This is a genomic window from Ruegeria sp. HKCCD4315 (genome assembly GCF_013112245.1).
Taxonomy (GTDB): Bacteria; Pseudomonadota; Alphaproteobacteria; order Rhodobacterales; family Rhodobacteraceae; genus Ruegeria.
On record NZ_WVRN01000001.1, the window covers coordinates 2,267,771 to 2,281,077 of the forward strand.

Consider the following 13,307-nt stretch of genomic DNA (forward strand, 5'->3'; position numbering starts at 1 on the left):
GCTTTCATGACCGATTTCGCCGCAACCAAAGCCATGTTCTCTCTACCCGAAGGTATCCTTTATCTTGATGGCAACTCTCTTGGGCCTCTGCCTAAATCAGCGACCTCGCGCGTACAGGAGATGCTGACAGATGAATGGGGTCAGATGTTGATTACCGGTTGGAACAAGGCCGGTTGGATGGGACTACCCACCGGGCTGGGCGACCGCATCGGACGTCTGATCGGTGCCGAACAGGGCAGTGTTGTCACAGGCGACACCTTGTCGATCAAAGTGTATCAGGCCGTCGCCGCCGCGCTGGAGCTCAACCCCTCGCGCAAAGTAGTTCTGTCAGACAATGGCAATTTCCCGTCGGACCTGTACATGGCCGACGGTCTGCTGCGTTCGCTGGGTGAAGAGTATGAACTGCGCGTCGTAGATCCCGAGGACGTGGCCGCTGCTATCACGGAAGAGATAGCGGTCTTGATGTTGACCGAAGTGGATTACCGATCGGGCAGAATGCATGACATGAAAGCCCTGACTGAATTGGCTCATGCCAATGGCGTCGTCACCGTATGGGATCTGGCTCATTCGGCCGGGGCAATTCCGGTCGATCTTGCAGGCTGCAATGCCGACTTTGCTGTGGGTTGCACATATAAATACCTCAACGGCGGTCCCGGTGCCCCGGCCTTTATCTATGTCGCGCCACGACTGGCGGAAACAGTGCGACCTGCCCTGTCCGGTTGGCTGGGACACGAAGCCCCGTTTGCCTTTGATCTGGACTATCGCCCCGGCAACGGGATCGAACGCATGCGCGTGGGCACGCCCCCCGTGATCCAAATGACGGCGTTGTCTGCGGCCATGGATATATGGGATATGGCAGAAATGACTGATGTCCGGGCAAAGTCCATTGAATTGACCGAGTTGTTTATCAGCCGTGTTGAGGCAACCTGCCCCGAGTTGAAACTGGCCAGCCCACGCACACCAGAGTTACGTGGCAGCCAGGTTTCATTCCGTTTCGAGGAAGGCTATGCCGCAATGCAGGCCCTGATCGCGCATGGCGTGATCGGCGACTTCCGTGCGCCAGATATCATGCGGTTTGGCTTCACGCCGCTCTATATCGACGAAGGCGATGTGATCAAGGCAACCGAGATTCTGGCCGATGTCATGCAGAACAAGCTGTGGGACGCGCCCGAATACAAGGTCCGCCAGCGCGTTACCTGACCTCAAGCCCCGCACCAAAAAGGGCGGCAACCTGCGCCACCTGCTGTTCGTAGACCTCTGCCCCTGCACCGATCAGCTTTAGCCCCTTGAGCGTGGCCGCGATCGTTCGTCCGGTCTCGGCCGCGTCAGCCAGCAGGCGCACGCGGCCCGCCTGTTCCTGCTGCGTCAGCCAGTCTGCGTATAGTCCCGCCAGCTTTGCCTCACCCGCGGCGATAATTTCAGAAGACAGAGATTTGGTGTTGTCCAGTATTTCAAGCCCATGTGGCGAGGCCAGAATTTTCGCCATCCCGTCCGTCTGAGCCTGTATCGCGCGGATCAACACCTCGGGCACCGATCCTTGTGTCGCCAGTGCCTTCGCCACACCGACGGTTTTTTCGGCATAGTATAACTCTGTCAGCTTGCTGACGATTGCCTCTTTGTTTTTGTAGTGCAGATAGACTGCAGGCCGGGACATCCCCGCACCGCGCGCAATATCGTCCATCGAGGTCTTGCGATACCCGTACGTAGAAAAGGCTTGAAACGCCGAGTTCAGGATCGCCTTTTGCCGTGAATCGTCAGTCGTGTCTTTCATGTCTGAAGAACTGACACTTTTTGATTAAATTGTCAATTGACACCCTGACACTTTTCGCTAATTATGTCAGTAACCAGCCACAGCAACGAGAGGTGCGCCATGGCGACGGCCCTAAAGATCAATGGAAAACAACATCAGGTAGACTTGCCTGATGACGTCCCCCTGCTCTGGGTTCTGCGGGATGAGGTCGGGTTGACCGGCACCAAATTCGGCTGCGGCGTCGCCGCCTGTGGAGCATGCACCGTTCATATCGACGGCGAGGCCGTGCGATCCTGTCAGGTCGCGTTGTCGGATGTTTGGGGTGACGTGACCACAATCGAAGGCATTGGTGCACCGAATGCATTGTCCGCGCTGCAACAAGCCTGGGTCGATCATCAGGTTGCGCAATGCGGCTACTGCCAGTCTGGACAGATCATGCAGGCTGCCGCCTTGCTGGCAGAAAACCCTTCGCCCACCGATGCTGACATTGACGACGCGATGCAAGGTAACCTCTGCCGCTGTGGCACATACCCCCGAATTCGTGCAGCGATTCACGATGCCGCTGGCAAGCTGAAGGAGGCATAAGTCATGGGAAAAGTTGGTAAGATCCTCCGCCGCACGTTCCTGATCGGCTCTGCCGCAATTGTTGGCGGCGTAGCCTTTGGCGCGTATTACGTCACCCGCCCAGCCGCCAACCCGTTGAAACCTGGCGAAGGCGAAGCGGCGTTGAACCCGTTTGTGCTGATCGACCAAAATGGCGTCACCCTGTTCGCCCCCCGCGCTGAAATGGGTCAGGGCGTGAAAACCACTTGGGCCGCGCTGATTGCCGAGGAACTGGACGTCGACCTGGATCAGATCACCGTTCTGCATGGCCCGGCGGCAGCGGCCTATTACAACTCCGCCCTGGTGGGCGAAGGACTGCCCAACAAGGGTTATGACATCTCGAATTTCCAGCACAATCTGGGTGAGGCACTGGGCGTTCTGGGCAAGACGCTGAGCCTGCAGGTCACCGGTGGTTCGACCTCGATGAAAGACGGGTTCGAGCGGATGCGGCAAGCTGGTGCTTCGGCGCGCGAAACGCTGAAACGCGCAGCCGCTGACCGGTTAGGCGTTGACCCTTCAGAGCTGCAAACGGCCTCGGGCCACGTTATTGCGCCCAACGGCGACAAGATCGCCTATTCCGAGCTTGCCGAAGATGCGGCCGGATTGGAACCGGTTGAAGTGTCTTTGCGCGATCCGTCCGAATGGCGCTATCTGGGCCGGACGCAACCGCGTCTGGACATGGTTGGCAAGGTGACCGGCACCGCCGAATTCGGCGTTGATGTCCGCCTGCCGGGCATGAAATTCGCGGCCGTGCGCATGAACCCCAAACTGGGCGGCGCGATGAATGGCTTTGATGACAGCACTGCAAAATCCATGCCGGGGGTCGAGAAAATTGTCGATCTGGGTACAGGTGTGGCCGTGATCGCCAACAACACCTGGTTGGCAAACCAGGCGGTTGAGGCCATCGACGTTGACTGGGGCGATGCGCCCTACCCGCCGGACACCGACGGTATCTTTGCCAAGATAGCCGAGGCGTTTGACGACGCGCCGAATTCGACCATGCGCGACGATGGCGATGTCAGCGTGACCCCCGAGGGCGCGACGGAAGTCACCGCCGAATACCAAGTGCCCTATCTGGCCCACGCCACGATGGAACCGATGAATGCCACCGCGCTATATACCGGAAACGCTGTGGAGTTGTGGTGCGGCAACCAGGCCCCGACCCTGATTCAGTTCCGCGTCGCGAACACCGCCAATCTGGACACCGAGGCAGTGCAAATTCACACCACCTATCTGGGTGGCGGATTTGGTCGCCGGGGCGAACTGGACTTTAGCGAGATCGCCACCAAGGTTGCCATGGCCATGCCCGGCACGCCGGTTCAAACGACCTGGAGCCGCGAAGAAGACATGCGCCATGATTTTTACCGCCCCGGGGCCATTGCCCGGATGCGCGGCGCAGTGCAGGACGGCAAAGCCGTTCTGATCGACGGCAAGGTTTCTTCGCAATCCCCAACCCAGCAGGCGGTTGAACGCTACACCGGCTTCCCCGGTGGCGGCCCCGACAAGGTGCTGGTCGAAGGGTTCTTCAACCAACCCTACGCCGTGCCGAACTACCGCATGAGTGGTCATATCGCGGATCTGGCCGTCCCGGTCGGCTTTTGGCGCTCGGTCGGCAACAGCCACAATGGCTTCTTCCATGAAACCTTCATGGATGAAATGGCCCATGCAGCTGGGCGCGATCCGCTTGAGTTCCGGCTTGAGCTGATGAAATCCGAACACGCCCCCTCTGCCGGGTGTCTTGAAGCCGTGAAAGAGATGTCGGGCTGGACCGGCAAAACGCCTGATGGCGTAGGCCGCGGCGTCGCCTTTACCTACAGCTTTGGCACACCCGTGGCACAAGTGATCGAGGTTGCCGACGAGGACGGCACCATCCGCATCAACAAGGCGTGGATCGCCTGCGACATGGGGCTGGCGCTGGATCCTGACAACGTCAAGGCGCAGATGTTCGGCGGTATGATCTATGGCCTGTCCGCTGCTTGTTACGGCGAGATCACCTTTGCAGACGGTGAAGCCGAGCAGTTCAACTTCCCTGACTATGACGCCATGCGCATGCACACGACCCCGCAGGTCGAGGTGCGCGTTCTCGAGACCAACCGTCACATGGGTGGCGCAGGAGAGCCCGGCACGCCCCCCTCGATGCCCGCGCTCGGAAATGCCCTGTTTGATCTGACCGGAGAACGTGCCCGCAGCCTGCCGCTGATCAACCAGTTCAACCTGCTGGTTTGATCACAAAACGCCGGCTCAATGGCATGAGCCGGCGTTTTTACTTTTTGCACTTAGCATCAGAAATTGACTGACAGGAAAATCGACGCTTCCGTTGCGTCCAGATCATCCTCGAACAAACTCAGATAACCCAGCGTTGCTTCGAAAAAGACGGCTTCACTTGCGCGTCCGCGAACCCCGACGCGTGTGGCCCAGGTCAAATCAGTCTGTGATCCCCCGCCAATGCCAATATTGTCACGGTCCAACCAGTACGTTGCGCTTAGCGTCGCGAATGGAGATACAATCGATCGTGACGTGACAAATGGCCTGCTAACTTCCAACTCAGGCGTCAAGGCGCTGTAAGTCGCAGAAGCAACTTCACCAATGATGTTTACCGGAACCCCTGCCAAACTACCGCTCAGATCATAATCTTCCGCGCTGTAATTGTAGTAGTCAAAGGCAACCGACGGGCGGAGCAGGAATCGCCCGGCCTCATATTGGCCAACAGCTTCCAGATTGGCACGCCAACGCGTGCGATCAAAATCACCAGTCAATCCCAAGACGTTTGCATCCGTTGAAAACTCTCCAACAGTCGCCAACCCGTTCAGCACCCACCTCTCGGACATACGCCAGGCAAAATAAGGCCCGACGGCCAACCCTTTGGTGTCTTGTCTGAACTGTCCCTGGAACCCTTCGACATCAAGGTCTTCGTATTCAACCTGAAATCCAATGACCAAGTCCGGCGTGACAAGCCTGTCGAAACCTGCCGCAAAATAATTGTCATTTACGTCGACTTCAGTGACCCCGCGCGTGTCTTCGATTTCGGTATAGGTGAAGTCTGTCCACACATTCCACGTGGATGGCGGTGCAAGATCACGGCCCTCTGTCAAAGGGGGGCCTGCAATGGGCGCTGTTACAGTGGGATCACAAAGTGCCGCGTCAAGTTTACCTGTCGCTGCGTCAACGCACTCTACGCCGACAGCATATGCCCCTGCAGAAGCACCTTGGGGTTGCGTACGAGGCAAGGTAGCCGTTGTTCCACCTCCACCAAAACCACCACCGGTCCCGCCAGAACCGCCGCCACCGCCAAAGCCGCCACCGGATCCACCAGAACCGCCGCCGCCGCCAAAGCCACCACCTGAGCCACCTGAACCGCCACCGCCGCCAAAGCCGCCGCCGGATCCACCAGAACCACCGCCGCCTCCAAAACCACCTCCGGAACCGCCAGAACCACCGCCTCCGCCAAAGCCGCCACCGGAGCCACCTGAACCGCCACCAGAACCACCACCGCCACCGCCACCAGAGCCACCACCGCCACCGGGCAAGCTCCAGTTTCGCTGTTGATTTTGCGTATCAATCAAGCAATCCCGGCCATTAGGTGCTCCGCCAACTGCAAACAACCGGTGCACTCCACCGTTTCCATTCGAAACAAAGGGCGAATAGCTTAGATGAACACCTCGACGGGACTTGGCCCAGGTGTCTACTGTTGTGTTCCGTTGCGCAGCTTCGAGGCGATAGTCACCTTGCTCTGTCGCTGACAACCACACCGAAGAGGATGAGTCGGGCGTGCGCCCGATATAGAACAATTCTCCCAGAGAGCCACATTGCTGCGCGACCGCCTCAGCCGCGAAACCGGAAAACACTATCAATGTTCCCGCAAGCAGCCTTGTCCGGCCTCTTCGCCTTTGGGTTGACTCGCTCATCGCTCGATCCTGCCCTGTTTCATGTCAACAGCGACAGGCTCTCAGACCCTCTGGTTAGCTCAAAAGGTTATTCGACGGACCTCAGAAATAAATATTTGAATGTTGCGATGCAGTGACGTGACTCAAGAGACCAGCGGGCAAGTACAGTTAAGCAGACTGCTTGATCGCGGTGCAGCCGCCACGATTCCAAACCCGGACAGCGTTTCCAAAAGCCTCGAACAGAGGGCGCGACACCGGGTCGTTGATGGCATCCCATTCCGGGTGCCACTGAACAGACAGCGTAAAGCCAGGCGCGTCTTTGATAAAGATCGCCTCGGGCGTGCCGTCGGGCGCGTGACCTTCGATGACGACACGTTCGCCAATCGTCTTGATGCCCTGCCCATGTAGGGTGTTGGTCATGACCTCGGTCGCGCCAAACACATTGTGGAACACTCCGCCCTCATCCAGTGTCACCACATGCCGCAGCGCAAACTTCTCTTCCAGCGTACCGTCGGGCGGCATCCGATGATTCATCCGGCCCGGTAGATCGCGAATTTCGGGATACAGTGTTCCACCCATCGCCACGTTGACCTCCTGAAACCCGCGGCAAATGCCCATAAAGGGTTGCCCACGTTCCACACAGGCCCGAACCAGTGGCAGGGTGATGGCGTCGCGTGCCCGGTCGAACTCTCCATGCGCTTCGGTTTCGGGTTCGCCGTATTCTTCTGGATGAACATTAGGGCGTCCGCCGGTCAGCAGAAAGCCGTCGCATACCGACAGCAACTCATCAACCGTCACATAGCGCGGGTCCGCAGGGATCAGCAGCGGCAGACATCCCGACACATTGGCAACCGCGTCCGAGTTCATCGTCCCACCCGCATGTGTCGGGTATTGGTCATTCATGAGATACGAGTTGCCGATGATACCGACGACAGGACGAGACATTCCGCTTTCCTTGTTGTTCCATTGCTTAACATGGAAGCTAGCGGCAGCCTCTCAGACGTGCAAGAATACACGCCCTGCATGACAGCGCAGGGACGTGTTCAGGGGTGCACAATACAATCCCTCAAAAGACATTTTGTATGGAATTATTTCCCGAGAAGATCTATCAACCGGGAAATAATTCCAAAGTTTTGGCATTGGCAGGACAAACCAAGCGGAGACTTAAATCTCACCAATCAAACCGGCTGCCTCAATTCCAGCCATTGCGGCAATCGCATCATTGTCCGAAGTGTCACCTGTTACTCCGACAGCCCCGATGACAGCGCCTTTTCGGTCGCGTAACAGAACACCACCTGGAACCGGCACAACCTGCCCGCCATAGACGCCATTCACTGCGGCCATGAAATAGGCCTGCGCCTCGGCGCGTTGCATCTGTGCGGTCCCGGCCATGCCCAACATGACCGAGCCGTAGGCCTTGCCATGCGCAATCGCGAAACGACCCGGGGCGGCACCGTCTTCACGTTCGAAGGCGATAACATGACCGCCCGCGTCCAGAACCACAGCGGACAGAGGCTTCAACTCCATCTCGCGCCCCTTCTCGAGAGCCTTACGAATGATGGTGCGCGCCTTGCGCAAAGAAATAGCCATCCCTGATCCCTTTCATTTGGATAAAATCTTCTTTGGAAAACAAGGGGTAGACATACCCCTTGCCCCGACCCGAACCGCTTACACCTGGCTTGCCTTCAACTCCAGACGACGGGCGTGCAGAACCGGCTCGGTATAGCCCGAAGGCTGCACCCGCCCCTTGAACACCAGATCGCAGGCTGCCTGAAAGGCGATGCCGTCAAAGCTTGGCGCCATAGGCGTATAGCTGGGGTCGCTATCGTTCTGACGATCCACAACAGCCGCCATTTTCTGCATCGCGGCCATTACCTGCGCTTCGCCTACGACGCCATGGTGCAGCCAATTGGCCAGCGCCTGAGACGAAATCCGGCAGGTTGCGCGGTCTTCCATGAGGCCGATGTCGTTGATGTCCGGCACCTTGGAGCAACCCACGCCCTGATCGACCCAGCGCACCACATAGCCCAGAATGCCCTGAGCGTTGTTTTCGATCTCACGAGTGATTTCATCGTCGCTTAAATTCCGACCATCCAGCAGTGGAATGGTCAGCAGGTCATCCAGCGTACCGCGCGCACCTCCGGCAGCCAGTTCATCCTGGCGCGCAAGCACATCAACCTTGTGATAATGCGTCGCGTGCAATGTCGCGGCGGTCGGCGACGGCACCCAGGCGCAAGTTGCGCCAGACATCGGGTGGCCGATCTTGGCGTCCAGCATGTCGCCCATGCGATCCGGCATCGCCCACATGCCCTTGCCAATCTGTGCTTTGCCTTTCAGGCCGCAGGCCAGACCGATGTCGACATTGCGGTCCTCGTAGGACGCGATCCAAGGCGTATTTTTGATATCGCCCTTGGGCAGCATTGGGCCAGCTTCCATTGACGTGTGGATTTCATCCCCGGTCCGGTCCAAAAACCCGGTGTTGATGAACGCCACGCGCGACTTCGCCGCCCGAATACATTCTTTGAGGTTGGCCGAAGTGCGCCGTTCCTCATCCATGATGCCCAGCTTCACGGTGTTGCGGGGCAAGCCAAGAATGTCTTCGACCATGTCGAAAATCTCGACCGAGAACGCAACTTCCTTGGGCCCGTGCATCTTGGGCTTTACGACGTAGACCGAACCTTCGACCGAGTTACCGCCTTCGCGCTTCATATCGTGCATGGCGATCAACGTAGTGCAGAGGGCATCCATCAGCCCTTCACCAATCTCGCGCCCTTCAGCGTCCAGCACAGCCGGGTTGGTCATCAGGTGACCTACGTTACGTACCAACATCAGCGACCGGCCTTTCAGCGTGGCCTGATCGCCCGACGGCGTGGTGAAACTCAGGTCGTCCGCAAGCTTACGGGTAAAGGTTGTGCCGCCCTTCGTGACTTCTTCGGTCAGGTCGCCCTTCATCAGACCCAGCCAGTTGCCGTATGCGACAACTTTGTCGGCGGCATCAACACAAGCCACCGAGTCCTCGCAATCCATAATCGTCGACAGCGCTGACTCGAGCCGGACGTCCGCGATGCCAGCAGGATCGGTTGCGCCAATGGTACTGGAAGGATCGATCATGATCTGGATGTGCAGGCCATTGTTCTTAAGCAGCACGAATTCCGGTTTGTCCGCCGCACCACCAAACCCAGCAAATTGCGCGGGGTCGCCCAGCGCAGGAACCAATCCTCCGTCCTTCACTGTAAGGCTGGACACGTCCGCCCAAGACCCGGACGCCAGTGGTACGACGTCGTCCAGAAAGGCTTTGGCCCATGCGATCACACGCGCCCCGCGCGCGGCATCATAGCCACCGCCCGCTGGCAAATCACCCATAGCGTCAGTTCCATAAAGCGCGTCGTAAAGACTGCCCCAACGGGCATTGGCAGCATTCAAGGCAAAACGGGCATTGGTGATCGGCACAACAAGTTGGGGACCGGGGGTAAGGGCAATCTCGGGATCCACGTTTGCTGTCTCGATCTGAAACCCATCCCCTTCTGGGACCAGATAACCGATCTCTTTCAGGAAAGTATGGTATTCGGCAGGATCAATCTCCTGCCCCTTGCGGGCCATATGCCAGCCGTCGATACGGCTTTGAATTTCAGACCGTTTCGCAAGAAGGTCGCGATTCTTCGGCCCCAAATCGTTCACCAATCGCGCCAGGCCCGCCCAAAACTGCTGCGCGGACACTCCGGTTCCTGGCAGTGCTTGCGTCTCGATAAATTCTGCCAAAATCGGATCGATCTGCAGCCCGTTCAGGGTGTGTCTGCCAGTCATGTTCCCGCTCTCCCGCGATTGTGTGCCACTGTATGCTCAGGTGCATTTAGGGGGAAAGTTTCCGATAGGCAACTTTTGTCGAGTGATTAGCAGTATTCGGTCCTTCAAAAAGCTGCCTTAAAATCAGCAAGCGAATGACGCAGGCCAGTTGCAGCCCCTGTACGAAGCCCCTAACGTCGCGCCAAACCAGTACGGATACGAGGCCCAAGATGCGCGACGCTGCCCCCACAACAATTTACCTGAAGGACTACACGCCGTTCGGTTATTTGGTGGATAGCGTGCACCTGACCTTCGACCTTGCCGACCATGCCACCCGGGTCAAATCGCGCGTCGCCTTTCGCCCGAATCCTGATGCCAAGGACCGAACATTCTTTCTGCATGGGGAAGACCTGACGCTAATCCGCGCTGCAATTGACGGTGCAAAGATCACGCCGGATGTAACTGAAAAGGGCCTGACCGCTGCCGTACCGGATGCGCCCTTCATCTGGGAGGCCGAGGTCGAGATCGATCCCGGCAATAACACCGCGCTGGAAGGGCTTTACATGTCAAACGGTATGTACTGCACGCAATGCGAGGCAGAGGGGTTTCGCAAGATCACCTACTACCCCGACCGCCCGGACGTGATGTCCACCTTTACCGTACGCATCAACGGAGACCTTCCGGTGCTGCTGTCCAACGGCAACCCGTCGGGCAAGGGCGACGGCTGGGCCGAATGGACCGACCCATGGCCAAAACCGGCCTATCTGTTTGCTCTGGTTGCAGGCGACCTAATCTCCCACGCCAGCCAGTTTACCACCAAGTCGGGCCGTGACGTCGCGCTGAACCTTTGGGTTCGTCCCGGCGATGAAGGCAAATGCGCCTTTGGCATGGAAGCCTTGAAAAAGTCGATGAAATGGGACGAAGACGTCTATGGCCGCGAATACGATCTCGATGTGTTCAACATCGTCGCCGTGGACGATTTCAACATGGGAGCGATGGAAAACAAGGGTCTGAACATCTTCAACTCCTCGGCTGTTCTGGCAAGCCCCGAAACGTCGACCGATGCGAATTTCGAACGCATCGAAGCGATCATCGCACATGAGTATTTCCACAATTGGACCGGCAACCGCATCACCTGCCGCGACTGGTTTCAGCTGTGTCTGAAAGAAGGACTGACGGTATTCCGCGATGCGCAGTTCACGTCCGACATGCGCTCGGCCCCTGTGAAACGCATTCACGACGCCATAGACCTGCGCGCGCGCCAGTTCCCCGAAGACAACGGCCCCCTGTCACACCCGGTACGGCCCGAGAGCTTTCAGGAGATCAACAACTTCTACACCGCGACCGTCTATGAGAAAGGTGCTGAAGTAATCGGAATGTTGAAACGTTTGGTCGGGGATGACGCCTATGCCAAAGCGCTGGACCTGTATTTTGATCGCCATGACGGCCAGGCCTGTACCATCGAGGATTGGATCAAGGTTTTTGAAGACACCACAGGCCGCGACCTGACCCAATTCAAACGCTGGTACAGCCAATCGGGCACGCCACGCGTCACCGTTTCGGAAGACTGGGCGGACGGCATTTATACCCTGACGTTGAAACAGCGCACCGAGCCGACGCCAGGGCAAAATGAAAAGCAAACTCAAGTGATCCCGGTTGCTGTGGGCCTGTTAGGTGCAAATGGGGATGAGGTCCGCCCGACCGAAGTGTTGGAACTGACGGAAGCTGAGCAAAGCTTTCAATTCACCGGGCTGGCCGCAAAACCCACACCGTCGATCCTGCGTGATTTCTCAGCGCCGGTTATTCTTGAGCATGACGTCAGCAACGCCGAGCGGGCGTTTCTGCTGGCAAATGACACCGACCCCTTCAACCGTTGGCAGGCTGGGCGGTCTCTGGCGCAGGATACTTTGCTGCGAATGATCCAGGATGATGCCGCGCCGGATGCCGATTACCTCGATGGTCTGCTGGCCGTGCTGCGTGACGGAGAATTGGACCCAGCCTACCGGGCCCTAATGCTTGGGCTGCCAACGCAATCCGAGCTGGCGGCAACCTTGTACGAGCGCGGCCAGACCCCTGATCCGATGGAGATTTGGTCTGCGGTAGAGACACTGCGGCAGGCCACGGCCCAGCACGTACAGGATCTGTTGCCCCGGCTACACAGCGAAGCCTTGGTGGATGGCCCCTATGCGCCGGACGCTGCGCAATCCGGCAAACGCGCCCTTGGCAGCGCCGCGCTGGCGCTGACCACCCGACTGGATGGCGGGGCAATGGCGGCTGAGGCGTATGGCAACGCAGATAACATGACCCTGCAATTGACTGCCCTGTCTTGTCTGTTGCGCGCGCGCAAAGGAGAAACAGAACTCGCTGCGTTCTACAACCAGTGGCAGCATGACCGACTGGTTATGGACAAATGGTTTGGCCTGCAGGTGACAATGGCCGCACCCGAGGCGACACCCGGCGTGGCACAATCTCTGACACAACATGCCGACTTCAACTGGAAGAACCCCAACCGGTTCCGCGCCGTTATGGGCGCGCTAGCGATGAATCATGCCGGGTTCCATCAGCCTGACGGGGCTGGCTATGCCCTGCTGGCTGATTGGCTGATCCGACTGGATCCGGTGAATCCGCAAACCACTGCACGCATGTGTTCGACATTTCAAACGTGGAAACGGTATGATGCCGACCGTCAGGACCTGATGCGTGCGCAGCTTTCTCGCATTGCTGGAACCCCGAACTTGTCGCGTGACACCAGTGAAATGGTATCGCGTATCCTTGGCGCATGACTGAATTCACATTCGCCCGCCAGAACCGAAACACGCGAACATTGGTCATTCTGGCTGCGGTCTATTCCGGCTTGATGGCTCTGGTCGTCCTGTTCGATGCCGCCTGGTGGATCGTATGGCTGCTGGCATTGGGCACCCTACCAGCTGTGTGGGACGTGATCCAGAATACGCGCGCCGGCGTGCAGATCGATGCGACCGCCATACGCTGGTTTACCGGCAAGCGCCAGGCAGAGGTCCTGCTGCAGGACATTGATTTTTTCCGGTTTGACACGCGGTGGGACTTGTCGGTACGCGTTTCCATCGTTCTGCATTCGGGCAAACGAATCCGTTTACCCGATGAGTCGCTTCCGCAGCATCGAGACCTTGAACCGGTCCTGACACAGGCCGGATTCCGTGTTGAGCGCCATCATTTTACTGTTTTCTGAAACACTGAGCCTCTAGCCGGTAAATTGGACACAAAAACCGAAAACTGCTAAGCATTTAACTTGATCTGAGCCCAATATC

11 protein-coding genes are annotated in these 13,307 nt (G+C 58.1%); 5 read left to right on the plus strand and 6 right to left on the minus strand.

Annotated features, from left to right (window positions below; genetic code table 11):
* Positions 1-6 precede the first annotated feature (6 nt).
* Complete coding sequence (kynU, locus tag GS646_RS11310; protein ID WP_171184923.1) at positions 7-1,200, plus strand: kynureninase; 1,194 nt, start codon at positions 7-9, stop codon at positions 1,198-1,200.
* Here kynU and GS646_RS11315 read toward each other — a convergent pair.
* Entirely contained in the window at positions 1,193-1,771 is a 579-nt protein-coding gene (locus tag GS646_RS11315; RefSeq protein ID WP_171184925.1) for a TetR/AcrR family transcriptional regulator, read from the minus strand. The genes kynU and GS646_RS11315 overlap by 8 nt on opposite strands.
* 99 nt (positions 1,772-1,870) lie before the next feature.
* Here GS646_RS11315 and GS646_RS11320 point away from each other — a divergent pair, with 99 nt between their 5' ends.
* Positions 1,871-2,335 (plus strand): (2Fe-2S)-binding protein, encoded by a 465-nt coding sequence (locus GS646_RS11320; protein ID WP_171184928.1) that lies wholly within the window; start codon positions 1,871-1,873, stop codon positions 2,333-2,335.
* A gap of 3 nt (positions 2,336-2,338) precedes the next feature.
* Positions 2,339-4,579: a xanthine dehydrogenase family protein molybdopterin-binding subunit gene (locus GS646_RS11325; protein ID WP_171646667.1), complete on the plus strand. Its 2,241-nt coding sequence runs from the start codon at positions 2,339-2,341 to the stop codon at positions 4,577-4,579.
* Between the two features lie 56 nt (positions 4,580-4,635).
* Here the strand turns inward: GS646_RS11325 and GS646_RS11330 are convergent, their stop codons facing one another.
* The 5 genes from GS646_RS11330 to GS646_RS11350 all read right to left on the minus strand — a co-directional run bounded on the left by GS646_RS11330 (position 4,636) and on the right by GS646_RS11350 (position 10,041).
* Positions 4,636-5,445, minus strand: coding sequence for an autotransporter outer membrane beta-barrel domain-containing protein (locus GS646_RS11330; protein WP_171184932.1), 810 nt, complete (start codon positions 5,443-5,445; stop codon positions 4,636-4,638).
* 80 nt (positions 5,446-5,525) lie between these two features.
* A complete protein-coding gene (locus GS646_RS11335; protein WP_171646663.1) occupies positions 5,526-5,912 on the minus strand; it encodes a hypothetical protein in 387 nt (128 codons plus the stop codon).
* A gap of 493 nt (positions 5,913-6,405) precedes the next feature.
* On the minus strand, positions 6,406-7,182 hold the full coding sequence (locus tag GS646_RS11340) for a gamma-glutamyl-gamma-aminobutyrate hydrolase family protein (protein ID WP_171184935.1): 777 nt from the start codon (positions 7,180-7,182) through the stop codon (positions 6,406-6,408).
* Positions 7,183-7,401: 219 nt separating this feature from the next.
* Positions 7,402-7,827: a heme-binding protein gene (locus tag GS646_RS11345; protein WP_171092247.1), complete on the minus strand. Its 426-nt coding sequence runs from the start codon at positions 7,825-7,827 to the stop codon at positions 7,402-7,404.
* A 78-nt stretch (positions 7,828-7,905) separates the two neighbouring features.
* Complete coding sequence (locus tag GS646_RS11350; protein ID WP_171184937.1) at positions 7,906-10,041, minus strand: malate synthase G; 2,136 nt, start codon at positions 10,039-10,041, stop codon at positions 7,906-7,908.
* A gap of 209 nt (positions 10,042-10,250) precedes the next feature.
* Here GS646_RS11350 and pepN point away from each other — a divergent pair, with 209 nt between their 5' ends.
* Together pepN and GS646_RS11360 are read left to right on the plus strand one after the other, a co-directional pair.
* Positions 10,251-12,803: an aminopeptidase N gene (gene pepN, locus GS646_RS11355; protein ID WP_171646661.1), complete on the plus strand. Its 2,553-nt coding sequence runs from the start codon at positions 10,251-10,253 to the stop codon at positions 12,801-12,803.
* Positions 12,800-13,228 carry a hypothetical protein gene (locus tag GS646_RS11360; protein ID WP_171184941.1) on the plus strand — a complete coding sequence of 143 codons (429 nt, stop codon included), beginning with the start codon at positions 12,800-12,802 and terminating at the stop codon, positions 13,226-13,228. Before pepN ends, GS646_RS11360 begins: the two co-directional genes overlap by 4 nt.
* Positions 13,229-13,307: the final 79 nt, after the last annotated feature.